Source organism: bacterium endosymbiont of Pedicinus badii (assembly GCF_002075085.1).
Classification (GTDB): domain Bacteria; phylum Pseudomonadota; class Gammaproteobacteria; order Enterobacterales; family Enterobacteriaceae; genus PRUG.
This window is the reverse complement of record NZ_LKAS01000001.1, coordinates 227336-252872: the sequence shown is the minus strand read 5'-3', so window position 1 is coordinate 252872 and position 25537 is coordinate 227336. Positions and strand designations below refer to the sequence as shown.

General features: G+C 26.7%; 21 protein-coding genes, 3 rRNA genes, 1 other RNA gene and 1 pseudogene. 18 read left to right on the top strand and 8 right to left on the bottom strand.

Annotated elements, in window-relative coordinates; all coding sequences use genetic code 11:
* The first annotated feature begins 88 nt into the window (after positions 1-88).
* The 3 genes from AOQ89_RS01315 to rrf all read left to right on the top strand — a co-directional run bounded on the left by AOQ89_RS01315 (position 89) and on the right by rrf (position 4828).
* Positions 89-1665 (top strand): 16S ribosomal RNA (locus AOQ89_RS01315).
* A gap of 84 nt (positions 1666-1749) precedes the next feature.
* Positions 1750-4677: ribosomal RNA gene (locus AOQ89_RS01310) — 23S ribosomal RNA — on the top strand.
* A 35-nt stretch (positions 4678-4712) separates the two neighbouring features.
* Positions 4713-4828, top strand: a 5S ribosomal RNA gene (gene rrf, locus AOQ89_RS01305).
* The 16S, 23S and 5S rRNA genes sit together here, the layout of an rRNA operon.
* An 18-nt stretch (positions 4829-4846) precedes the next feature.
* Here rrf and pssA read toward each other — a convergent pair.
* From pssA to AOQ89_RS01280, 5 genes are all read right to left on the bottom strand, one after another.
* Positions 4847-6190, bottom strand: coding sequence for a CDP-diacylglycerol--serine O-phosphatidyltransferase (pssA, locus tag AOQ89_RS01300; RefSeq protein ID WP_080872609.1), 1344 nt, complete (start codon positions 6188-6190; stop codon positions 4847-4849).
* Positions 6191-6208: 18 nt separating this feature from the next.
* Positions 6209-6545, bottom strand: a transfer-messenger RNA (tmRNA) gene (ssrA, locus tag AOQ89_RS01295).
* A gap of 7 nt (positions 6546-6552) precedes the next feature.
* Entirely contained in the window at positions 6553-7017 is a 465-nt protein-coding gene (gene smpB, locus AOQ89_RS01290) for an SsrA-binding protein SmpB (RefSeq protein WP_195909757.1), read from the bottom strand.
* Positions 7018-7057: 40 nt separating this feature from the next.
* On the bottom strand, positions 7058-7378 hold the full coding sequence (locus AOQ89_RS01285) for an outer membrane protein assembly factor BamE (protein WP_080872600.1): 321 nt from the start codon (positions 7376-7378) through the stop codon (positions 7058-7060).
* 29 nt (positions 7379-7407) lie between these two features.
* Entirely contained in the window at positions 7408-8304 is an 897-nt protein-coding gene (locus tag AOQ89_RS01280) for an NAD(+)/NADH kinase (RefSeq protein WP_080872595.1), read from the bottom strand.
* Between the two features lie 45 nt (positions 8305-8349).
* Here AOQ89_RS01280 and grpE point away from each other — a divergent pair, with 45 nt between their 5' ends.
* A complete protein-coding gene (grpE, locus tag AOQ89_RS01275; RefSeq protein WP_243469317.1) occupies positions 8350-9030 on the top strand; it encodes a nucleotide exchange factor GrpE in 681 nt (226 codons plus the stop codon).
* A 7-nt stretch (positions 9031-9037) separates the two neighbouring features.
* On the opposite strand, the gene ung is transcribed toward grpE, so the two are convergent.
* Both ung and nadB read right to left on the bottom strand, forming a co-directional pair.
* Positions 9038-9712: a uracil-DNA glycosylase gene (gene ung / locus AOQ89_RS01270; RefSeq protein ID WP_080872593.1), complete on the bottom strand. Its 675-nt coding sequence runs from the start codon at positions 9710-9712 to the stop codon at positions 9038-9040.
* Positions 9709-11241, bottom strand: a complete 1533-nt coding sequence (gene nadB, locus AOQ89_RS01265) for an L-aspartate oxidase (RefSeq protein WP_080872589.1) — start codon at positions 11239-11241, stop codon at positions 9709-9711. Before nadB ends, ung begins: the two co-directional genes overlap by 4 nt.
* Positions 11242-11315: 74 nt before the next feature.
* Here nadB and lepA point away from each other — a divergent pair, with 74 nt between their 5' ends.
* From lepA to glyA, 8 genes and pseudogenes are all read left to right on the top strand, one after another.
* Complete coding sequence (lepA, locus tag AOQ89_RS01260) at positions 11316-13103, top strand: translation elongation factor 4 (protein ID WP_080872585.1); 1788 nt, start codon at positions 11316-11318, stop codon at positions 13101-13103.
* Positions 13100-13969, top strand: coding sequence for a signal peptidase I (lepB, locus tag AOQ89_RS01255; protein ID WP_080872583.1), 870 nt, complete (start codon positions 13100-13102; stop codon positions 13967-13969). Before lepA ends, lepB begins: the two co-directional genes overlap by 4 nt.
* Before the next feature lie 12 nt (positions 13970-13981).
* Positions 13982-14665, top strand: coding sequence for a ribonuclease III (rnc, locus tag AOQ89_RS01250; protein WP_080872581.1), 684 nt, complete (start codon positions 13982-13984; stop codon positions 14663-14665).
* Positions 14662-15527 (top strand): annotated as a pseudogene (gene era / locus AOQ89_RS01240) (GTPase Era). The gene rnc and the pseudogene era overlap by 4 nt, the downstream one beginning before the upstream one ends.
* On the top strand, positions 15524-16255 hold the full coding sequence (locus AOQ89_RS01235; protein WP_080872575.1) for a pyridoxine 5'-phosphate synthase: 732 nt from the start codon (positions 15524-15526) through the stop codon (positions 16253-16255). The pseudogene era and the gene AOQ89_RS01235 overlap by 4 nt, the downstream one beginning before the upstream one ends.
* On the top strand, positions 16256-16636 hold the full coding sequence (gene acpS, locus AOQ89_RS01230; RefSeq protein WP_080872573.1) for a holo-ACP synthase: 381 nt from the start codon (positions 16256-16258) through the stop codon (positions 16634-16636). It begins immediately after the preceding gene.
* Positions 16626-17126, top strand: a complete 501-nt coding sequence (gene tadA / locus AOQ89_RS01225) for a tRNA adenosine(34) deaminase TadA (RefSeq protein ID WP_080872572.1) — start codon at positions 16626-16628, stop codon at positions 17124-17126. Before acpS ends, tadA begins: the two co-directional genes overlap by 11 nt.
* Positions 17127-17164: 38 nt before the next feature.
* Positions 17165-18409: a serine hydroxymethyltransferase gene (glyA, locus tag AOQ89_RS01220; RefSeq protein WP_080872570.1), complete on the top strand. Its 1245-nt coding sequence runs from the start codon at positions 17165-17167 to the stop codon at positions 18407-18409.
* Here the strand turns inward: glyA and AOQ89_RS01215 are convergent.
* Entirely contained in the window at positions 18401-19141 is a 741-nt protein-coding gene (locus AOQ89_RS01215) for an inositol monophosphatase family protein (protein WP_195909756.1), read from the bottom strand. The genes glyA and AOQ89_RS01215 overlap by 9 nt on opposite strands.
* 94 nt (positions 19142-19235) lie before the next feature.
* Here AOQ89_RS01215 and AOQ89_RS01210 point away from each other — a divergent pair, with 94 nt between their 5' ends.
* The 6 genes from AOQ89_RS01210 to AOQ89_RS01185 are packed head-to-tail and all read left to right on the top strand — an operon-like array spanning position 19236 to position 25525.
* Positions 19236-20372 carry a cysteine desulfurase family protein gene (locus tag AOQ89_RS01210; RefSeq protein ID WP_080872566.1) on the top strand — a complete coding sequence of 379 codons (1137 nt, stop codon included), beginning with the start codon at positions 19236-19238 and terminating at the stop codon, positions 20370-20372.
* Between the two features lie 14 nt (positions 20373-20386).
* Complete coding sequence (gene rlmN, locus AOQ89_RS01205; RefSeq protein ID WP_425356350.1) at positions 20387-21487, top strand: dual-specificity RNA methyltransferase RlmN; 1101 nt, start codon at positions 20387-20389, stop codon at positions 21485-21487.
* A 20-nt stretch (positions 21488-21507) separates the two neighbouring features.
* Complete coding sequence (gene ispG, locus AOQ89_RS01200; RefSeq protein ID WP_080872563.1) at positions 21508-22614, top strand: flavodoxin-dependent (E)-4-hydroxy-3-methylbut-2-enyl-diphosphate synthase; 1107 nt, start codon at positions 21508-21510, stop codon at positions 22612-22614.
* A complete protein-coding gene (gene hisS, locus AOQ89_RS01195; RefSeq protein ID WP_080872560.1) occupies positions 22604-23911 on the top strand; it encodes a histidine--tRNA ligase in 1308 nt (435 codons plus the stop codon). The genes ispG and hisS overlap by 11 nt, the downstream gene beginning before the upstream one ends.
* Positions 23880-24419, top strand: a complete 540-nt coding sequence (locus AOQ89_RS01190) for a tetratricopeptide repeat protein (protein WP_080872558.1) — start codon at positions 23880-23882, stop codon at positions 24417-24419. The genes hisS and AOQ89_RS01190 overlap by 32 nt, the downstream gene beginning before the upstream one ends.
* Positions 24416-25525, top strand: coding sequence for an outer membrane protein assembly factor BamB family protein (locus tag AOQ89_RS01185; RefSeq protein ID WP_080872556.1), 1110 nt, complete (start codon positions 24416-24418; stop codon positions 25523-25525). Before AOQ89_RS01190 ends, AOQ89_RS01185 begins: the two co-directional genes overlap by 4 nt.
* Positions 25526-25537: the final 12 nt, after the last annotated feature.

The window sequence follows — 25537 nt, the reverse complement described above, 5'->3', positions numbered from 1 at the left end:
AATATTTTTAGTTCTTTAAAATATAAAATTTTCGTGTAGACAATACTGCTATTGTATCTACAAAAATTGTTTGTTAGTACGAAATTTCAAATTGAAGAGTTTGATCATGGCTCAGATTGAACGCTGGCGGCAAGCCTAACACATGCAAGTCGAGCGGCAGCGGAAAAAAAGATTTATTTCTTTTTTTGCCGGCGAGCGGCGAACGGGTGAGTAATATCTGGGGATCTGCCATAAGGATTGGGATAACTATTGGAAACGATAGCTAATACCGAATAAAATCATTTTTTAAAATGATTAAAGTAGGGGATCAATTTTTTGACCTTATGCCTTTTGAGGAACCCAGACGAGATTAGCTAGTAGGTAAGGTAATGGCTTACCTAGGCTACGATCTCTAGCTGATCTGAGAGGATAATCAGCCACACTGGAACTGAGACACGGTCCAGACTCCTACGGGAGGCAGCAGTGGGGAATATTGCACAATGGGGGAAACCCTGATGCAGCTATGCCGCGTGTGCGAAGAAGGCCTTAGGGTTGTAAAGCACTTTCGGTGGGAAAGAAGGTTTTTAGTACTAAAAATGCTAAAAACTTGACGTTACCTACAGAAGAAGCACTGGCTAACTCCGTGCCAGCAGCCGCGGTAATACGGAGAGTGCTAGCGTTAATCGGAATTACTGGGCGTAAAGAGTGCGCAGGTTGTTTATTAAGTCAGATGTGAAATCCCTAAGCTTAACTTAGGAACTGCATTTGAAACTAACAAACTAGAGTATCGTAGAGGGGGGTAGAATTCCAGGTGTAGCGGTGAAATGCGTAGATATCTGGAAGAATACCAGTGGCGAAGGCGACCCCCTGGACGAATACTGACACTCATGCACGAAAGCGTGGGGAGCAAACAGGATTAGATACCCTGGTAGTCCACGCCGTAAACGATGTCGATTTGAAGGTTGTAGTATGTTTTTAAAACTGTAGCTTTCGAAGTTAACACGTTAAATCGACCGCCTGGGGAGTACAACCGCAAGGTTAAAACTCAAATGAATTGACGGGGGTCCGCACAAGCGGTGGAGCATGTGGTTTAATTCGATGCAACGCGAAGAACCTTACCTACTCTTGACATCCAGAGAATTTAGCAGAGATGCTTTAGTGCCTTAGGGAACTCTGAGACAGGTGCTGCATGGCTGTCGTCAGCTCGTGTTGTGAAATGTTGGGTTAAGTCCCGCAACGAGCGCAACCCTTATCTTTTGTTGCCAGCGATTTTTTTTAGTCGGGAACTCAAAAGAGACTGCCGGTGATAAATCGGAGGAAGGCGAGGATGACGTCAAGTCATCATGGCCCTTACGAGTAGGGCTACACACGTGCTACAATGGCATATACAAAAAGAAGCGAATTCGCAAGAATTAGCAAAACTTATAAAATATGTCGTAATCCGGATTGGAGTCTGCAACTCGACTCCATGAAGTCGGAATCGCTAGTAATCGTGTATCAGAATGGCACGGTGAATACGTTCTCGGGCCTTGTACACACCGCCCGTCACACCATGGAAGTGGGTTGCAAAAGAAGCAAGCAGTTTAACCATTTACTTGGAAAACACTTACCACTTTGTGATTCATGACTGGGGTGAAGTCGTAACAAGGTAACTGTAGGGGAACCTGCAGTTGGATCACCTCCTTACATTTTTAAAAGATACGAAAAAAATTATTGTCTACACAATTTAATTGACTAGCAAATTCTAATAAAACAATTTATATATTACGAGGTTAAGTGAATAAGCGTATATGGTGGATGCCTTGGCAGTCAAAGGCGAAGAAGGACGTGCTAATCTGCGATAAGCATCGGAAAGTTGATAAGAAACGATATTTATCCGGTGATTTCCGAATAGGGAAACCAAATACTTTAAAAAAAGTATTATTACTAAATGAAAAAATAGTTTAGTAAAGCTAACCAGGAGAACTGAAACATCTTAGTAACCTGAGGAAAAGAAATCAAATTTGAGATTCCCTTAGTAGTGGCGAGTGAAAAGGGAACAGCCCAGAGAAATAAGAAGTACAAAAATTAGAAGAATAGACTTGGAAAATCTAGCTAAAAAAGGTGATAGCCCTGTATTCGAAAATTTTTGTATTTCTTTCTCAAAAGAGTAGAACGAGACACGAGAAATCTTGTTTGAAGATAGGGGGACCATCCTCTAAGGCTAAATACTCTTGACTGACCGATAGTGAACAAGTACCGTGAGGGAAAGGCGAAAAGAACCCCTGATAGGGGAGTGAAATAGAACCTGAAACCGTATACGTACAAGCAGTAGGAGCGCTTTTTTTTTAGCGTGACTGCGTACCTTTTGTATAATGGGTCAGCGACTTATATTCTATAGCGAGGTTAACTTTATAAAAAAGGAAGCCGTAGGGAAACCGAGTCTTAAAAGGGCGATGTATGTTGTATAAGTTGTAGGATATAGACCCGAAACCCGGTGATCTAACTATGAGCAGGTTGAAAATTGGGTAAATCCAATCGGAGGACCGAACCGACTAATGTTGAAAAATTAGCGGATGACTTGTGGTTAGGGGTGAAAGGCCAATCAAACCGGGAGATAGCTGGTTCTCCCCGAAAGCTATTTAGGTAGCGCCTTATAAATTCATCTTTGGGGGTAGAGCACTGTTTTGGTTAGGGGTTCATACTGGACTACCAATCCAATGCAAACTTCGAATACCAAAGAATGCTATTATAGGAGACACACGTCGGGTGCTAACGTCCGTCGTGGAAAGGGAAACAACCCAGATCACCAGCTAAGGTCCCTAAGTTATAATTAAGTGGGAAACGATGTGAGAAGGCAAAAACAGCCAGGATGTTGGCTTAGAAGCAGCCATCATTTAAAGAAAGCGTAATAGCTCACTGGTTTAGTCATCTTGCGCGAAAGATATAACGGGGCTAAATTATACACCGAAGCTGTGACAACAATCTATTTGTTGGGTAGGGGAGCGTTCTGTATGCTGTAGAAGATATATTGAAAAATATATTGGAAGTATCAGAAGTGCGAATGCTGACATAAGTAACGATAAAGCAGGTGAAAAACCTGCTCGCCGAAAGAATAAGGGTTCCTGTTCAACGTTAATCGAAGCAGGGTAAGTCGATCCTAAGATGAGGCCGAAAGGCGTAGTTGATGGATAACAGGTTAATATTCCTGTACTAAGTATAAATGCGATGGGGGGACGAAGAAAGCTAGATTCTCTGGGTTTTGGACTACCCAGTTTAAGCGAGTAGATGAAAATATAGGAAAAACCGTATTTTACTACATTGAGACGCAAATACGAGTTACTTTAAAAAAGTAATGAAGGAATTAATGCTATGCTTACAAGAAAATCCTCTAAGCACAATTTATATTTAATCGTACCCCAAACCGACACAGGTATTTAAGTAGAGAATACTAAGGCGTTTGAGAAAACTCAGGTGAAGGAACTAGGCAAAATAGTGCCGTAACTTAGGGATAAGGCACGCTGGAAGTAAGTAAGAAAATATACTTTTTAAGCTGAAACCAGTCGAAGATAAGAGCTGGCTGCAACTGTTTATTAAAAACACAGCACTGTGCAAACATGAAAATGGAAGTATACAGTGTGAAGCCTGCCCGGTGCCGGAAGGTTAATTGATGAAGTTATTCGAAAGAAAAAGCTTTTGATAAAAGCCCCGGTAAACGGCGGCCGTAACTATAACGGTCCTAAGGTAGCGAAATTCCTTGTCGGGTAAGTTCCGACCTGCACGAATGGCGTAATGATAGCCAGACTGTCTCCACCTGAGACTCAGTGAAATTGAATTTGCCGTGAAGATGCGGTGTACCCGTGGCAAGACGGAAAGACCCCGTGAACCTTTACTATAGCTTGATATTGAGTATTGAATTTTAATGTGTAGGATAGGTGGGAGACTGTGATGTACGAACGCTAGTTCGTACGGAGTCAACCTTGAAATACCACCCTTTAACATTTGATATTCTAACTCTAATCCGTTATCCGGATTGAAGACAGTGTCTGGTGGGTAGTTTGACTGGGGCGGTCTCCTCCTAAAGAGTAACGGAGGAGTACAAAGGTTAGCTAATCGCGTTTGGAAATCGCGAGTTTAGTGTAAAGGCATAAGCTAGCTTAACTGCAAGAGCGACAGCTCGAGCAGATGCGAAAGCAGGTCTTAGTGATCCGGTGGTTCTGTATGGAAGGGCCATCGCTCAACGAATAAAAGGTACTCCGGGGATAACAGGCTAATACCGCCCAAGAGTTCATATCGACGGCGGTGTTTGGCACCTCGATGTCGGCTCATCACATCCTGGGGCTGAAGTAGGTCCCAAGGGTATGGCTGTTCGCCATTTAAAGTGGTACGCGAGCTGGGTTTAGAACGTCGTGAGACAGTTCGGTCCCTATCTGCCATGGGCGTTGGAAGATTGAGAAGAGCTACTCCTAGTACGAGAGGACCGGAGTGGACGTACCTCTGGTGTTCGGGTTGTCATGCCAATGGCATTGCCCGGTAGCTATGTACGGAAAAGATAACCGCTGAAAGCATCTAAGCGGGAAACTTACTTCAAGATAAGTCTTCCCAAAAACTTTAAGTTTTCTTAAGGAACGTTAAAGACTATGACGTTGATAGGTCGGATGTGTAAGCACTGCGAAGTGTTCAGCTAACCGATACTAATGATCCGTGAGGCTTAACCTCGTGAATATATAAATTGTTTATCGAATAAAAATTGTTTTGGTAAATATAACGCGATTGATCCACCTGAAACCATTCCGAACTCAGAAGTTAAATATCGTAGTGCCGATAGTAGTGTAAATTTCTTTTATGCGAGGGTAGGAAATTGCCGGACAATTTTTATTCAATTTTTTTAAATAATCTTTTTTAAGAAATAATCTATTTTTGTTTTAGTTACTTTCAACAGTATATTTTTTATTCTTTCTGGATATTCATAAATATTCTGTAATTCTGAAAAATGCATTATTTTTTTAGTATTAAATTCTAATTTCTTTAACTCTTTTATATTTTGTTCCTTTAATTTTTTTTCTGGATCATGTACTAAAATTGCATTTTCTAAATCCAATTTCCAACTTCTAGAGTTGAAATTACTTCCAGTAAACATTTGCCATTCTTCATCAATCCAAAGTCCTTTTGCATGATACGTATTTTCTCCGTTTTTCCAAATTTTTATAGTTAGTTTATTTTCTTGTACGAATTCTTGTAAATTCATTATGAATTTTCTCAAATTATTTTCGTACAAATAAGGTAAAATACCAACTATTCTAAAATTTTTTTCTTCAGAAATATAAAAATCATTTGCTGTTTTATCTCCAACAATAATTTTTACTTTCTTTCCTTTTTTTAAAGAATTCAAAATATTTTGAATAAAAAATTTAGGAAAATTAAAATAAGGAGTAGAAATTATAATTTTCTTTTTTGCAGAAAAGATTAAATTTTGAATTATTTTATTAAGAAAACTATTTTTTCCAATCCCTACTAAAGGAATAATTCCTAATTTATTAATTTTTTCACAACCTAGGTATTTATAATTTGCTTGCTTTAGTTTTTTTTTAAAAACTTTAATTTTGTGTTTTTGAAAAAAAAAATTATATTTTTTTAAGATATTCAACCTTATTACTGCTGGATTAGAAAGAAAATAAATTTTTAAATAATCTGAAAAAGCATCAGAAAGATGCTTATTTTTTATGATTTTATACCTATCATACCTATAACTTTTTTTATTCTGTGCTAGATACACTTCGCTAAAACTAGCTCCACTATAAATGACAAAATCATCTATAATACAACCTTTTAGATGAAAAATACCAAATGCTTCATAATAGCTAATAGGAACTCCATAAATAGGAACTTCGCTCAGATGATGATTAGCAATTTTTTTATACCAATCAGAATTAGTATAATCAGAATTTGACCCAAATCTATTTCTTTTAGCTCTATGAAAATCTAATAAAACCGCAATCTCCAGATTTGGATTTTTCATTTTAGCTCTATATAAAGATTCTAATACTTTTCTTCCTCCCTTATCTTTTTCTAAATACAAGACTGTCAAATATATTCTCTTTTTTGCATTTGATATGGAGTTTATTAAAGTATTAAAAAAATCAATCGGTTTGTATAAAGTAGTAATATTTTTATAATTTTGGGGAATTTTTCGAATATTAAAAATACTTCTACGAATTTTTTTTTTAAACAAAGCATTTCTCTTTTAAATTTTTGGAGCTGGCGGGATTCGAACCCGCGTCCAAAATTCTTTAATTTCAAAAATCTACATGTTTATTCTACTAATAAAAGCTAAATAAAAGACTATTTTTGAATAGAAGCAAAAATAGTTCTATGGAAAACGCATTTTTTTTAAAAATGCAAAAATTTTAAGTACGATTACAACTATTCAATCTAAGCTGCTAATAATTCAAAAGTTTTAGTATCTTTTGATTTTAGGTAATTCAAGTTTTTATTTGCAATTATATAATTATAGGATTTTTTACGAGACCAATCTCGACATGCATTTTAAAATTTATGCAAATTTTGTCAAATCCTAAAACAGCCCCAATAATTTTAATAATAAAATTTTTTTAAAATTCTTTTTTGTTTTATTTTCCATTCTCTGTTTTTAACAGAGATACGTTTATCGTATTTTTTTTTTCCTAAAGCAATGACTAGATTTCCTTTAATAAAATTTTTTTTCCAAAATAAAGATTCAATAACTGCAGTATATCCTTTTCTGTTAATATAACTAAATAATTTTATAATTTCTTTTTTTTTTAATAAGAGTTTTCTAGTTCTATCTATTTTATAATATTCCAAATGCACGTTAGAACAAGGGTGAAAAATAGCATTTTCTAAATAAACTTCATTATTTTTTATATAAACGAAGTTCTTTGTAATATCAATTTTCTTTTTTCTTACAGATTTTACTTCCCATCCCAAAAGAAGTATTCCAACATGTATATTTTTTTTTACTAAATAATTTCTTCTAATTAATTTGTTTTTAATTATAATATTGGTATGTTTTCTATTCAAATTTGGAAATTTGATTTACTAAAAATTAATAATTTTATATTTAAGAAATAATTTTTTTTCTTACTAAAATTTGACTACTGTTAAATTCTAGCATTAAAACACTTTTTTTGGAAGAATTTATTTTTTTTTGAAATACATAAAAAAACACATTTTTATTTGACACATCTTTTAATACTGGATCCCCTATTAAACTAAATACTGCATCTTTTTGCATACCTATTTTTACTGCACTAATTATTTTATTTTCTAAAATGTACCCTTGTGTCGTATTCGGATGATGAAAGAAAAATTTTTTATTTTTACATCCAAAAGTAGTCAGTATACAAAAAAGAAAGATTGTACATACTGTATTTTTTTTCATATTTTTACAATATTTTTTATCTTATACTATTATAAATCAAAAGAACTTTTAGACCAACACAATTTTTTTTTCAATATTCTAAAATAATTAAAATTTTTTGGATGAATAAAATTAATAAAATACTTACTTTTATATATCAAAATTTCTTGTTTACTTGCTATAGGTATTGTTGATCTTCCATCAAGAGTAATTAAAACTTTTTTAAATGTACTGAAAACTTTTAATTTTATTTTGCTATTTCCATGAATAACTATTGTCCTATAAAAGAAATTATGAGGAAAAATAGAATTTAATATAATTGCGTCCATAGAAGGATGTATAATAGGCCCTCCAGAAGATAAAGAATATGCTGTAGATCCTGTAGGAGTAGAAATTATTAGACCATCAGATCTCTGTGAAAAAGAAAATACATCGTTTATATAAACTTCATAGTCTATCATACTTGCTATTTTTTTAGCGTGCAAAATGATTTCATTAATAGCAATTTCTTTTTTCTTTTTATAACAGTTTAGACAAATTTCTGCTTTTAAAATTATTCTTTTTTCTTCAAAAAAGTTTCCTATTAAAATTTCAGAAAGATATTTAATTGCTGTTTTTGGATTTAGATCCATTAGGAATCCTAAATTTCCTGTATTTATTCCTATAATTTTTTTATTGTACCTAGCTATTGATTTAGCAACTCTAAGCATATTGCCATTCCCTCCAAAAACAATTATTAAATCTGAATTTTTTCCTATTTTTTCTATGCTAGAAAAAATATTTTCCTCAATTTTGACCTGAAGTAATTTATCTTCTAAAAATACATTATATCCTCTAAACTTAAGCCAAAAATATATTTTTCTGTACAAAAAGTGAAAAATTTTATAATATTTTCCAGAAATTCCAATATTTTGAAATTTATTTTTTTTTAATAAAATGTTTGACATATTTTATCCTATCGAATTTTTTAAAATATATGATATGATTATTTTTTGTCTAGAAAATTCAAAATTTGTACTTTTATAAAAAAAATTAAAAAAATGAAAAATCAAAAAGATAATATAGAAACTAACAAAAAAACTGTACAACATCAAAATGATAAAAAAAGCAAAAAAACAAAAAAAAGAGAGGAAAATAAAAAAGAAAAATATAAACAAAGTACTTTGGAAAAACAAAAAGTATCTGAAATTCTTATAGAAAATATACTTAAAGAACAAAAAATACTTACACTAAAAAAAAACATTGAAGAAATAAAAAAACTACATAAAAAAAAGATTATAGAATTTTCTGCAGAAATAGAAAATATTAGAAAAAGAAATACAATAGAAATAGAAAAAATGCGTAAATTTGGATTAGAAAAAATACTTTTAGAACTTCTTCCAGTAATAGATAATCTAGAAAGGACAATTGAAACTTTTAAAAAAGAAAATTGTGAAAATGGTATAAAACAAGGAATACAACTAACTTTAAAAATATTTCTTCAAATAGTAAAAAAATTTGGTTTAGAACAAATTTATAAAACAGGTGTTATTTTTAATCCAGATTTACATCAAGCAGTTAAATTAATAAAAATAGAAAATTTTAAATCGAACTTAGTAGTCAAAGTACTACAAAAAGGATATATTCTTAATGGAAGATTAATTCGTGCTGCTATTGTTACTGTATCAAAATAATTTATTTTTACTCAATATTCCAATTAATGGGTTTTTTACCTTCTTTTTGTAGTACACTATTTGTTTTAAGAAAATGGTTGCACCCAAAAAATCCCTTATGTGCTGAAAATGGAGAAGGATGCGATGCTGTAAAGACATAGTGTGTATTATTAGAAGAACGTATAATACTAATTTTTTTTTTTGCAAAAATCCCCCATAAAAGAAAAACAATCCTTTCTCTTTTAGTGCTAATCATTTTTATAACAGAATCAGTGAATTTTTCCCATCCGATATTAGAATGAGAATTAGGATAATTTTTTTCTACAGTTAATACGGTATTCAAAAGAAATACTCCTTGTTTTCCCCAACTTTTTAAACAACCATGTTTTGCATAAAAATTAGGAAATTCCATTTTAATCTCTTTGTATATGTTCTTTAAAGAAGAAGGTATATTTTTTTTTTTATTTACTGAAAAAGCCAACCCATCGGCTTGTTTAAATCCATGATAAGGATCTTGTCCTAAAATTACTACTCGAATTTTTTCAAAAGGAGTAATACGAAATGCACGAAAAATATTTTTTTTTTCAGGATAAATTACTTTACCAATTTTTTTTCTTTCTTTTAAATAGAAGAATATATTTCTAAAATAATCTTTATTTTTTTCTTCTTTAAAAAAAATATGCCAAAAACTTCTTTCTTTCATAAGTTTTTATGTTTCTTTATGCAATCTTGTACAACTAATTTTGATAGAATAAGCAAATTTCTGATTTTTAAAAAGTTTAATGAAAAATATCCATATTTTTTTAATGCAAAAAATTTTTTTTCATATTTTATAATTTTTTTTAAAAAATTATACAATATTTCTTTTTTTTGTATGATTCCTACATCTTTCCACATAAGAATTTGAATTTCCTTAAATACTTTTTTCATTTCTTCTTCTTTAGAAGAATCTAAAAATAGTTTTTTATTTTCTAGATAAATATATTTAGGAAATGATACGAAACAACTATTTTTCATAGAAAAATTAATTTTTTCTGCAGTAGATTTAGCAAATACCAAACATTCTAAAAGAGAATTAGAAGCCAACCTATTTTTTCCATGCAAACCAGTACATGTAGTTTCTCCTATAGCATACAAATTTTTTATATTAGTTTCTCCAAATTTATTAGTTGATATACCTCCACAAGTATAGTGTGCTGCAGGAACTACTTTTACCAAATTTTTTGAGATATTTATACTATAGGATAACAATCTATTATATATGTTAGGAAAACGATTTCTTAAAAATTTTTCAGAAAGATGCGTAGCATCTAAGTATACATATTGAGATTTTTCTTTTTTCATTTCTAAAAAAATTGCTTTTGATACAATATCTCTAGGAGCTAATTCAGCTTTTTCATGAACTTTGATCATAAATCTTTCTTTTTTTTTATTTAACAAATAAGCTTTTTCCCCCCTTATTGCTTCTGTTATTAAAAAATTATAATCTTTTTTTTCTCTTGTACTATTGTACAAACAAGTTGGATGAAATTGATTAAATGCTAAATTTTTTATTTTGCATCCTATTCTAAATGCGCACGCTATTCCATCTCCATAAGAGTTGTACTTATTAGTAGTATGTTTGTATATACTAGACAATCCTCCTGTTGCTAAAACTATTTTTTTTGCCAAATATTTTTCTATAGTACCATTTTCTTTATTCCATATTTTTGCACCAATAACTTTAGTTTTTTGTTTTTCTTTTACAAAAATTAGATCAATAAGAAATCTATTTCCTAAAAAAGTAATATTTTTTTTCTTAAAAACATTTTTAGAAAGAATATTATGAACGTATTTTCCTGTATAATCTTTATAATGAAAAACTCTTCTTTCAGAATGTCCTCCTTCTAAAGCAAGATGGTAGTTTTTTTTTGATCCATTAATAGAATCAAAATTGACACCTTGTTTTTCTAGCCATAGTATAGAATTTTTTGAATTATTTACAACAAAACGTACTATATCTTTTTTACAAGATTTTCTTCCTGCAATGATAGTATCATTTATATGCTTTGATAAACTCATACTGTTTGGAAAAACAGCAGCAATTCCTCCTTGTGCTTGATAGCTAGAGTTTTCATAAATTTTTTTAGATTTGCTAATTATAAGAATTTTGTACTCTTTTTGTATTTGAAGTGCTAAAGATAATCCAGATATTCCACTGCCTATTACTAAAATTTCAGTATTATATTCCATAAATAAAAATTATTTTTTAAGAACATATTTTCAATTATAATAATTCTGCAAAAAATAAAAATCAATTTAAAATTATGAATTATATTAGAAATTTTGCTATTGTGGCTCATGTAGATCATGGAAAATCAACTTTATCAAATTGTATTATTCAAATTTGTAAAGGAATTAAGGAAGACAAAATAAAAAATGAAGTTTTAGAAATTATGGATTTGGAAAAAGAGAGAGGAATTACGATAAAAGCGCAAAGTATAAATTTAATATATTTTTTTAATAAAAAAAAGTACCAAATTAATTTTATAGATACTCCTGGACATATAGATTTTTCTAATGAAGTTTCTAGATCTTTATTAGCTTGTGAAGGAGTTTTACTAATTATAGATGCTAAAAAAGGAATACAAGCTCAGACTATATCAAATGTGAAAATTGCTAAAAAAATGAAATTACCTATAGTAGTTGCAATAAATAAGATAGATCTTCCTTTTTTATCAATATCTAATTTAAAAAATAATATAAAAGAAATTATAGGAATAAAGGATAGTCCTATTTTATGTTCTGGAAAAACTGGAAAAGGAGTAAAAAATCTTTTAAAAACCATTATTAATAGAATTCCTCCTCCAGTAGGTTCTAATAGAAATTCTCTAGAAGCTATTATTATAGATTCTTGGTTTGATAATTATTTAGGAGTGATTTCAATAATCAGAATAAAAAATGGATTTATTAAAATAAAGCAAAAAATTAAGATTTCAAGTACAAATAAAGTTTATACTATAAAAAAAATAGGAATTTTTTCTCCTAATAAAGTAGAAATTAAAAAACTACAATCTGGAGAAATTGGATGGATTGCTTGTAATATAAAAAATATTCATGGAGCTCCTATAGGTGATGTAATTGTTGAAGAAAGTAATAGAAAAACTATTCTTTCTAAAATTAGAAAAATAAAACCACAAATATTCTCTTGTTTTTTTCCTATTAATCAAAAAGAAAATCAAAAATTTTTTGATGCGATAAAAAAACTCAGTATAAATGATTCTTCTTTTTCTTACGAAATGACCCATTCTCCAATACTAGGAAATGGTATTAAATGCGGATTCTTAGGATTTTTACACATGGAAATTATTAAAGAGAGAATAGAAAGAGAGTATAATATCGAGATTATTATTACTTCTCCAACTATATTATATGAAATACTTGGAAAAGACGGAACTATCTTTTATAGAAATGACTTTTCTGATTTAATAAAGAAAAATCAAATTTCAGAAATTAGAGAACCTATACTTTTATGCGAAATACTGACTCCTCATAAATATATAGGAAAAATTATAAATTTATGTTCACAAAATAGAGGAAAACAAATTAGTATTTTTTATTACGAAAAACAAGTTTCTATAGTATATGAATTACCTATGATTGAAGTGGTAGTAAATTTTTCGGAAGATCTTAAATCAGTTTCTTGTGGATATGCATCTTTTTACTATAATTTTAAATGTTTTAGAAAATCTAATATAGTTTGTTTGGAAATACTAATAAATAAAAAAAAAGTTGATGCTCTTACTTTTACTTTTCATAAGGACAAATCATATGAAAAAAGTAAAGATATTGTTAGTTTACTGCAAAAATTCATACCAAGACAGCAATTTGGTATTACAATTCAAGCTGCAATAGGCAATAAAATTATTTCTAGAGCGAATGTTAAACAACTAAGAAAAAATGTTCTTGCAAAATGCTACGGAGGAGATATAACAAGAAAAAAAAAATTACTACAGAAACAAAAAAAAGGAAAAAAGAAAATGAAGAAAATAGGAAATATTTTTATTCCTCAAGAAGCTTTATTAGTTGTTTTTAAAATGGGAAGAAATACATGACATACGAAAAATTTACATTTTCACTGTTTTTCATTACTGTTATTAGTGGAATTTTTTGGATAAAAAGTAAAATTGAAATTTTTTTTGAAAAAAAAAATAAAAAAAATTTTTTTTTAAACGATTTTCTTATTTCAATTTTTCCAACAATATTCATTGTTTTTTTAGTAAGAAACTTTTTTTTTGAGCCTTTCCAAATACCATCTGGTTCTATGAATCCTAATTTGTTATCTGGAGATTTTATTTTAGTAAAAAAATTTTCTTACAACATAAAAAATCCAATTAATTATAAGAATATAACTAAAATTAGTTCTCCAAAAAGAGGAGATATATCTGTTTTTAGATATCCTTTAAATAGAGAAATATTCTATATTAAGAGAATAATAGGTATTCCAGGAGACAAAATAGTATACGACTATAAGAATAAAAAACTTCTAATATATGAAAATTTTTTAAAAAATCAAAAATTACATAGAATACCTGTAATTCAAAAAAAAATTCAAGAATTAAGAATAGGAGATGATTTTTTTTTGTACAATAGAGATAATAGTTATAAAAAACAAGAATTAAGTTTGTATACAGAATCAATTGGAAAATTATCCTATAAAATCCTATTTAAAGATAATAAATTTGATAAAATTGATTTTTACTTTCAACAAGAAGGAATTAAACTCGCAGAATGGATAGTTCCTCAAGGAGAGTACTTTGTTTTAGGGGATAATCGAGACAATAGTTTAGATAGTAGGTATTGGGGTTTTGTGAAAGAGGAAGATTTTATTGGAAAAGCAGTATTTATTTGGATGAGCATAGATAAAAATAATAAATGGCATCAATTTTTTCGTATTAATAGGATTGGATTGATCAAATAATTTTAAAATAGTATGGAAAAATCTTTTCTAGAAAAATTACAGAAAAAAATTCAATATTTTTTTAAAGAAAAAAAATTGTTACTACAAGCAATGACTCATGCTAGTGCTGGGAAAAAAAATAATGAAAGGTTAGAGTTTTTAGGAGACTCAGTACTAAATTACATAATTTCTAAAGAAATTTATAAAAAGTTTCCTAAAGTTGATGAAGGAAATATGAGTAGAATGCGAGCAATTTTAGTACAAAGAAAAACACTTGTGAAAATAGCAAAAAAAATTCAAATAGGAGAATGTTTATCTTTAGGAAAAGGAGAAAGAAAAAATAGGGGATACTTAAGAGAATCAATTCTAGCTAATACAATAGAAGCATTAATAGGTAGTATATTTTTAGATAGCAGTATCTATCAAACAGAAAAAGTAGTTTTAAAATTTTATAGAAGATATCTAAGTAGTATACTTTATAAAAATACGGACAAGGATCCAAAAACTATTTTGCAAGAATATCTACAAAAAAAACATCTTCCTTTACCAATATATTCTGTAAAAAAAATTCTTGGAAAAGCACATAAGCAAAAATTTATTATTTTTTGCTACATAGAAGGACTTTCGAAAATTTCTGTAGGAAACGGAAAAAGTAGAAGGATTGCAGAACAAAAAGCAGCTAAAAAAGCTTTACATATACTAGGAATCAATATATGAAAAAAGAAAATAATTATAATTTTGTAGCAATATTAGGAAAAACCAACGTAGGAAAATCTACTATTCTTAATAGAATAATTGGAAAAAAAATATCAATTACTTCAAAAAAAAAAACACTACTCAAGAATGTATTTTTTATTTAAAAAACTATAAAGAAAAACAAGCAATTTATGTTGATTTTCCAGGATCTTTTAGAAAAATAAAAAAAAGGAATCAAATTTATAAAAATTATAAAATACAGAAAAATCTAAAAAGTATTCTGATTTTATTTGTAATAGATATAACAAATTGGTGTCAAAAAGACGAAATAATTTTGCAAGATATTAAGAAAATAGAAAAAAGAGCTATTTTAGTAATAAACAAAATTGATCTTTTAAAAGATAAATGTACCTTATTGCCCTATATCAAAAAAATTTCAGAAAAGATGAATTTTTTAGAAATAGTTCCTTTATCAGCAAAAAAAAAAATCAATACTAGTATTTTAGACTCTCTTATAAAAAAATATATTTGTAAAAATAAAATTAAAATTTCTAAAAATACCATAAATACTTCTTCAAAATCATTTATGATTTCTGAAATTATTAGAGAAAAAATAGTTAGATTTTTCGGAGAAGAAATTCCGTATTCTACGATAGTAAAAGTTTCTAGAATACAAAAAGAAGAGAAAAAGATTTTAAAAATTTTTTCTTATATAATTGTAAAAAGAAATAGTCAAAAAAAAATATTAATTGGTAAGAAAGGAAATAAAATAAAATTAATATCTACAAATGCTAGAATGAGTATAGAAAAATTTTTTAAAAAAAAAACTTTTTTAAACATACAAGTAAAAATAACAAAAAAAACTCAAAGTAGGAAAAAATGAAAAAAATAAGACTGGGAGTTAATATAGATCACGTAGCAACTATAAGAAATGCTAGAAATAATTTGTATCCTGATCCTATTTATGCAGCTTTTATTGCAGAAAATTCTGGAGCAGACGGAATTACAATCCATATCAGAAAAGATGAAAGACATATACTTAAAAGAGATGCGAAAATACTAAGAAAAACTATACAAACAAAAATGAATTTAGAAATGGCAAATACAAAAAATATGTTGAAGATAGCTGAATTAATTCATCCAGATTTTTGTTGTATAGTTCCAGAAAATAGAAAAGAAATTACTACAGAAAGAGGCATAGATCTTAAAGAAGAAAGAAATAGTGTTAAAGATTCAATTCTTTTTTTACAAAAAAATAATATTAAGGTTTCTTTATTTATTGATCCAGATATTAATCAAGTTTATATTGCAAAAGAACTGAAAGCAAATTGTATAGAATTGCATACTGGTTTTTATGCAAATGCTAAATGTGAAAAGCAAAAAACAGAAGAAATAAAAAAAATTCAAAATTGTGCTAAAATAGCAAAAAAAATTGGATTATCTGTTCATGCTGGACATGGATTGGACTATTATAACGTTCAAGAAATATCTTCCATTTTAGAAATAGAAGAACTTAATATAGGACATTCTATAATTAGTAGAGCATTCTTTGTAGGAATATCAAAAGCAGTTCAAGAAATGAAAAAATTGATAGAAATTTCGAGAAAATAAATGACTATTATAGGTATAGGGATAGATATTTTAGAAATACAAAGGATAAAAAAAATTTTATCGAAAAGAAAAATACTTTTTGCAAAACATATACTTTCTAATAAAGAATTAAAAAAATTTTTAGTTTCTAAAGAACAAGCAAGATTTTTAGCAAAAAGATTTTCTATAAAAGAAGCTGCAGCAAAAGCTTTAGGAACAGGAATAAGAGAAAAAATTACTTTTAATCAATTTGAAATTTACAATGATAGATATGGAAAACCGTTTCTAAAATTTTTAAAAGTAGCAAAAAAAATTTCTAGTATACTACTGATAAAAAAAATTCATATTTCTATATCTGATGAAAAAAAGTATGTTTCTTCTATAGTAATCTATGAGAATTAAAAAATTTTCAAAAAATAAAAGTTATTCTATTTCTGAAAAAAATATTTTTTGGATGAAGTATGCAATTAATTTAGCTAATTTAGCTTATCTAGAAAAAGAAATTCCTATTGGAGCAGTACTAATTAAAAATGGTAGAGTTATAGGTATAGGTTGGAATCAATGTATTACTTTAAAAGATCCTACTGCACATGCTGAAATTATAGCAATTCGAGAAGGAGCAAAAAGTATTAAAAACTATAGAATAGAAAATTCTCATTTATATGTAACCATAGAACCTTGTATTATGTGCATTGCTGCAATAAAACAAGCTAGAATAAAAAAAGTATTTTTTGGTGCAAAAAATAAAAAAAACAGTACTGATATGTTTCTAAAATTTTTAAAAACTTATAAAATAAAAAAAAAATTTCAAGTTTTTAATGGAATTTTAGAAAAAGAATGTTCTAAATATATTAAATTATTTTTTAAAAATATTAGAAAAAAAAACTACTGAAATACTAAAAAATACAATATATTTGAAATAGATACAGTATGAAAAAAAAAATATTTGATAAAGAAATATGGAATATAATCCATAAAGAATCTTTGAGACAAGAAAACTATATTAATTTGATAGCTTCCGAAAGCTATGCTACTTATGAAGTTATGAAAGCACAAGGATCAAAATTAACTAATAAATATGCTGAAGGATACTCAAAAAATAGATACTATTCTGGATGCAAATATATAGATGAAATAGAAGAAAAAGCAATTAGTAGAGCAAAAAAATTATTTTCTGTGCGATATGCAAATGTTCAGCCTCATTCAGGATCTCAAGCAAATTTTTCTGTATATTTGTCCGTTTTACGGCCTGGAGACAAAGTACTAGGTATGCAATTATCTCATGGAGGTCATCTAACGCATGGTAATAAATGCAATTTCTCAGGAAAACTATATAAATTTTCGTATTATGGAGTTGAAAACAACGGATATATTGATTATACAAAAATATACGATATAGCAAGAACAAAAAAACCTAAAATGATTGTAGCAGGATTTTCTTCTTATTCTAGAATAATAGATTGGAAAAAAATGAGAGAAATTGCAGATATCAATGATTCCTATTTATTGGCTGATATTTCTCATGTAGCAGGACTAGTAGCAACTAAACTATATCCAAGTCCTGTAGATTATGCAGATTTTATTACTCTTACAACCCACAAAACTCTATCAGGACCAAGAGGAGCTTTAATACTATCTAATTTAAAAGATAAAAAAATTTTGAAAAAAATAGATTCTTCCGTTTTTCCAGGAACACAAGGAGGTCCTTTTATGCACGTTATCGCTGCTAAAGCTATTGCTCTTAAAGATGCAATGTCAAAAAAATTTTTGAATTATCAAAAAAGAATACTAAAAAATTCAAAAGAAATGTCTAAAGTATTTTTATCCAAAAAATTTACTATTGTTTCTAATGGAACAGATAGTCATCTATTTGTACTAGATTTAAGAAACAAAAATATTAGTGGAAAAAAAGCTAGTCAAATTTTAGAAAGTTCTCATATTTTAGTTAATAAAAATAGTATTCCTAATGATTTAAAAAACGCGAAAGTTACTTCTGGAATTAGAATAGGAACTACTGCAATTTCAAGAAGAAAAATAGAAACAAAACAAGCAAAAAAAATAGCGTATCTAATTTGTAAAATTTTAACTAAAAAAAGTACAAATACTATTAAAAAATCAAAACAAGAAATTTTAAAAATTTGTAAAAAATATCCAGTTTATAAAAATTTATTTTAAAAGTAGAATTTTATTTACCAAATACGGATTTCCTAAAATAATAAAATTATCTTTTTTAATAGCAATTTTTTTTATTATACCTCCAGATTCTGTTATAAATAATTCATTCACTAAATAGTTATTAAATAAATACTTTGTTTCTTTCTGCAAGATAAAATCTATCCTTCCTGAAGATACATACACAGTATCTAGTATTTGACATCCTGTACTTAAAAAATATTTTGAATTAGAAAATATACGCTCAAATTTTTTAATTTTTTTATTTACTTTTTCATTTTTTTTATAAAAGTAGTCACTTGAAAAAGTAGAAAAATTTACATTTTTTACACTTCCTACTCTTATACGGTATCCATTTATTTGAGCTCCTCTTCCTCGTATAGCAGAAAATATTTCATTTTTCATAGGATCATAAACTACTGCAATTTTAATTTTTTTTCCAAAAAAAATAGATGCCATAATTGCAAAATGAGGAAAACATTTTATGAAATTGTTTTTTCCTACAATAGGATTTAAAATCCAATGTATGCCATTTTTTTGTAAACTATTATTTTTTTTTTTTTGATATAAAATAGTATGATTTGAATAAGAATTTTTAATTCTTTTTCTTGCTATATTAAAAATATAATCTTGAATTTTACTAATATTTTTTTTTTTATATTCTTGAGGAAATTCGTAATATTGAAAAACTATTTTTCCTACTAATCTAACTACTTGAATAGCAATATTTAGCATTGGATGCATAAAAATTTTAAAAAATAAATTTTGTATAAATTTTTAGTATTAATAATATAATAAAGAAAGTTTTATAATATTTTAAGGTAAAAATATGAAATTTCCAATTTATTTAGATTATTGTTCAACTACTCCAGTAGACCATAAAGTAGTTGAAGAAATGAATCGATATTTTACAATAGAAGGGATTTTTGGAAATCCTGGAGCATCGCATTATTATGGAATACAAGCGAAAAATGAAATAAAAAAAGCTAAAGATAAAATTGCATCAATTTTAAAAATTAGATCNGAAGAAATTATATTTACTTCTGGAGCTACAGAATCTAATAATTTAGCTATCAAAGGAATTGTAAATTCCAAAAAGAAATTTGGAAATCATATTCTTACTTCTTCTATTGAACATAAATCAATTTTAGAATCGTGCAATTTTTTAAAACAAAATGGGTTTCTTGTTACTACGATTAATCCAAATAAAAAAGGAATCATTGCTATTCAAAATATAAAAAATTCTATAAATGAAAAAACAATACTTATTTCTATCATGCATGTTAACAACGAAACAGGAACTATACAAAATATTAAAAAAATAGGAGAGATTTGTAGAAAAAAAAATATTATTTTTCATGTAGATGCTGCACAAAGTTTTGGAAAAGTACCTATTAATCTTTCTAAAATACCAGTTGATTTACTTTCTTTAAGCGGACATAAAATATACGGACCTAAAGGAATAGGTATTTTATTTATTAGAAATAAAATAAAAAAAAAAATTTCTTCACAAATTCATGGAGGAAATCAACAATACGGAATTAGATCAGGAACTTTACCTGTACATTTGATAATTGGAATGAGTAAAGCAATGGAAATATCGAACAATATACTTTCTAAAGAAAAGAAAAGAATTTCATTTTTAAAATTATTTTTTTTAAAAGAAATAAAAAAAATTACTCGTATATCGATAAACGGTAGTGTAAAAGATACAATACCTAATATTATAAATATTAGTTTTCATAAAATGAATGTAGAATACTTACTTTCTTCTGTACAAGAATTAGCAATTTCTCAACATTCTTCATGTTTTTCTAAAAATTCTTCTTATGTACTGCAGTCTATGGGTGTAAGAAAAAAACTAATAGACAATTCAATTCGAATTTCTTTTGGAAAATTTACTTCCAAAAAAGATGTTGTTTTTTTACTAAAAAAAATACAAACTATTTGCAATTGTATAAAATAGAAATTTTAGTGTTCATTATACTAATGAAATCCAATTTTATGAATAAAAAAATTAATTTTTTTTCAGCAGATAAAAAACAATTAAAAAAAATATTTATTTCTATTGAAGAAAAAAGTTTTCGTGCTGAACAAATGATGCAATGGATTTATAAAAAACTTAATAAAAATATTGAAAAAAATTCAAATTTTAGTAAAAAATTGAAAATTTTTATAAAAGATAACTTTACTTTTAATCTTCCTGATCTTATAAAAGAAAAAAATTCTTTTGATAAAACCATAAAATGGATTTTTAAAATTGAAAAACAAAAAATAGAAACTATTTACATACCAGAAAAAAATAGAGCAACCTTGTGCATTTCTTCTCAAATAGGATGTTTAGTAGGATGTCAATTCTGTGCTACAGGAATGCAAGGATTTAACAGAAATTTAGAAACTTCAGAAATCATAGGACAAATTTGGATAGCAAAAAAGATAATAAAAAATAGAAGTTTAAAAAAAAAAATGCATCCTATAACAAATATAGTTTTTATGGGAATGGGAGAACCATTATTAAATTTACCAAATATTACTAAAGCCATTAGTATAATTAAAGACAAAAACGGATTTTCTATATCTAAAAGAAGGATTACTATTTCTACAGTTGGAATTCCTAAAGGAATAGATCAACTAAGGTTACTAAAAATAGATGTTATTCTTGCTATTTCTTTGCATGCTCCTAACGAAAAAATTAGAAGTATTATTATTCCTTTTAGTAAAAAATACAGCATACATTCTATACTAAAATCAGCTGAAAGATATAGAATTTTTTCTAAAGCTAATAAAAAAATTCTAACTATAGAGTATATTATGATTAAAAATATTAACGACAAAAAAGAACACGCCTTAGAACTATCAAAAATACTCAAAAGTCAATTTTTTAAAATCAATTTAATACCTTTTAATCCTTTTTTTGGATCTTTTTATCAAAGAAGTGATTTAAATAATGTTAAAAATTTTGCAAATATTTTAAAAAAAAAAAATTTTTTTGTAACAATTAGAAAAGTTCGAGGAGAAGATATACAAGCTTCTTGTGGGCAACTAGTTGGAAAAGTTATAAATAAGATTTCCTTAAAATAAATTCTATTTAAGATTATAAAATGAAAAAAATAAATAAAATTTTCAGAAAAAAAACAAAAAGAATATACATTAGAAAAGTACCAATCGGAAATAATGCAGTTATTTCTGTTCAATCTATGACCACTACAAAAACAACAGAAATAAAAAAAACGGTTAAACAAATTATGTCTTTAAAAAATGCAGGAGCAGATATAGTTAGAATTTCTGTACCTGATAAAAAATCTGCAGAGGCTTTTAAAATAATTCGTAATAAAACTAACATTCCTTTAGTAGCAGACATACATTTTGATTACAGAATAGCAATAGAATCTATTAAAAATGGAGCAGACTGTATTAGAATTAATCCTTCTAACATAGGTTCTATAAAAAGAATTCAATCTATTTTGGAATACGCGAAAGACTATAATGTTCCAATTAGAATTGGAATTAACTCTGGATCAATAGAAAAAAAAATTATAAAAAAATATAAATATCCTAATGCGAAAGCAATGTTAGAATCTGCTATGAATTGTATTAATATTTTCGAAAAAATGAATTTTCAAAATTTTAAATTGAGTGTTAAATCTTCTAATGTTTTAGACACAATACAATGCTATAAATTGCTATCTTGTCATACTGATCATCCTATGCACTTGGGAATCACTGAATCAGGAAATTTACAAAATGGAACTATAAAATCTTCTATAGGAATTGGAAGCTTACTTCTACAAGGTATTGGAGATACTATTAGAGTATCTTTGTCAGAAAATCCTATAGAAGAAGTAAAAGTAGGATTGAAAATACTAAATGCTTTAGAGATTAGAAAATACGGTGTCAATATAATATCTTGTCCAACATGTGCTAGAAAAGAATTTGATGTTATTAAAATAGCAAATAGTTTAGAAAAAAAATTAAGTAATATTTCTGAACCAATTGATGTAGCAATCATGGGATGCTCTGTAAATGGTCCTGGAGAATCTAAAATTTCTCAAGTTGGAGTGTCTGGTCTAAAAAACAAAAGTGCATTGTATATTAATGGAATAAGAAAAAAAAAAATTAAGAACTCTTTAATACTTAAAGAATTAAAAAAAAATATCCAAAAAATAATAGAAATTAAAAATAAATATAGAAAAAAAAATGAAAAATAAGAAAATTTATTCTATAAGAGGAGTACACGATTTTTTTCCTCCAAATTCAAATATTTTGAGCAAAATAGTACAAATTTTTGCAAAAATTTTAAACAATTATGGATTCGAAAAAATTTACATACCTATCTTAGAAAAAACAAGCTTATTAAAAAAAATTATAGGAGTAAGTACTAATTTAATAAAAAAAGAAATGTATACATTTTTTGATAAAAAAAAAAATAGCCTTTCTCTAAGACCAGAAGGAACATCAGGATGCGCAAGATCTTTAGTGCAGAATTCTCTACTAAGAAATAGAATAGAAAAAAAATTTTGGTATTTTGGACCTATGTTTAGGTATGAAAGACCTCAAAAGGGAAGATACAGACAGTTCTATCAAATTGGGATAGAAATATTTGGATTGGAAGGTCCAGAGATAGAAGCTGAAACAATTCTAATGGTACAAAAATTCTGGAAAACTTTAGGAATAGAAAAATTTGTATCTTTAGAAATTAATTCTTTAGGTAACTACAATTCACAAACTTTGTATAAAAAAAAACTTTTTGAATTTTATAAAAAATATAAAATTGATTCAAAAACTAAACAAGAAATAGAAAATAATCCAATTAAAATTCCCAGATATATTCTTTCAAAAAACATAAATAAAAAAATACCTAAAATTATTGATTTTTTAGACAAAAGATCTAAAAAACACTTTTTATATTTATGCAATATTTTGGATAATTTAAAAATAAAATATAAAATAAATCCTAGGTTGTACAGAGGATTAAATTACTATAATGATACAATTTTTGAATGGATTTATAAAGATGAAAATAAAAGATCACAATCCGTTTGTGGAGGAGGAAGATACGACCAATTGACTAAAAAAATTGGAGGATACTTTTGTTTTGCTTTTGGATTAGCTATAGGAATAGAAAGAATAATGCTAATTAGACAATTAAATAAAGCAATAAAAAAATCTAATTTAGTAAGTACAGATATCCATATATTCTATTTAGAAAAAAAAATAGAAAAAAATTTTTTAATTCTATCAGAAAAAATAAGAAGTGCATTTCCTAATCTAAAGATATCTTCAAATTATAAAATACAAAAAATAAAAAAATGTTTAAAAATTGCTAGTATGCAAAATACTAAAATTGTAATCTTAATTGGAAAAAAAGAGATAGAATCTAACACTATAACAATTAAAGATTTTTTTGCAAAAAAGCAGTACAAAGTAAGTTTACTAAAAATGAAAAAAAAAATTCAAGAAATATTACAAATAAATGAAAAAAATATATCAAACAATAAAAAATAAAAATAAATGGATTCTTTTCTTTTTTTTATCTATTTTTCTGGTATTTTTTTTATTTTTTAAAATTTTTAAGAATATTCAATCAGATAGAAATAATAAAAGAAATTTATCTTTTGCAAAAAATTTTTTTTCTGTTTATAAAACAGATATAGTTAGTAGTATTGAAAAATCTTATAAATTTGAAAAAAATTTAGAATTTACTAAATCGTATTCTATAATTTTGTCTATTCTAGATAAAAAAATAGAAAAAGATTTTCAAAATATGATGTATATAAAATTAATTAGAATAGGTATGCAAACAAATAAAGTAGAAGATCTTTCAAAAATTTTTAAAAAAATAAAAAATTCTAAATGGATAGGAATAGCAGAAAATGTTTTTGGAGATATCCAAAAAAATATATTTAGTAATGAAAACAATGCTAAATTTTTTTATAAAAATTCTTTAAAGAAAGAAATACCAAAAGAAATGAAGGAAATCATACAAATTAAAATTAATAATACAATTCAATGAACAAAAATATTTTAAAAATTTCTTTTTTTTCCATTCTACTTTTTTTCTTTTGTTTCGTATGTAATGCACAAAAAACAGAAAAAAATATTTTTTGGGAGAAAAAAATTAAAGATATAAAAAATAGTTCTTTTATAAATTTAAAAATTTTTATGAATTATCTTTTTATTACAGACGAAAAAAAATCTATTCATGCTATTGATTTAGAAAAAGGATACGATATATGGTATAAAAAAGTAAAATCTTTTCTTGGAAAAAAAGAGAGTATTTTTAATTCTATTGAAATAGGTAAAAACTCAATATACCTATCTAGTAATTCAGGAAAAATTTATTCTATAGATATAGTTAATGGTGAAGTACTTTGGAACTTAGAAATTTCAGATTCCATTATTTCTGATATATTTTATTACAAAGGAATTCTATTTGTACAATCAGCCAATGGTATACTTCAAGCAATTGATGCTGATTATGGAAGAATAATTTGGAGTATGAAAATAAGAAAAAAATTTTTTTCTATTCAAGAAAAACCAATTTTTTTAATATTAGAAAATAAAATACTCATAAATGATGACTATGGATACTTAAATGCTATATTGATTGAAAATGGAGAACTAGTATGGAAGAAAAAAATTTTTAATTTTTCAGACGAAAAATATTTAGATGTACAAGAAAATACTATAAGCAATATGGAGAAGAAAAAAGATGTAATGTTTTTCTCATCCTATAAAAATTGTTTTGCCTTAGAAAATAAATCTGGATCTTTATTATGGGAACTACCTATAGGAACAAAAAAAAAATGTATTTTTCAAGAAAATGCTATTTTTTTACTAAATAATAAAAATAAAATAATCGGAATAGACTCTTCAAATGGAAAAATATTATGGAAAAATTTAACATTTTTAAATCAAAAAACTACTAATTTGCAAATCAAAAATAGAGAAATTATTTTAGGAGATTCTAAAGGATATTTGTATAAAATTAATGCGAATAATGGAAAGGTTGTATCAAAAAAAAGAGTTTGCAAATCTAGTTTTTTTGATAATATTATTGTACAAAAAGAAAGAGTTATTTTAGTTTCAAAAAAAGGAAAAATATACAGTTTCAGATGAAACAAAATTGGC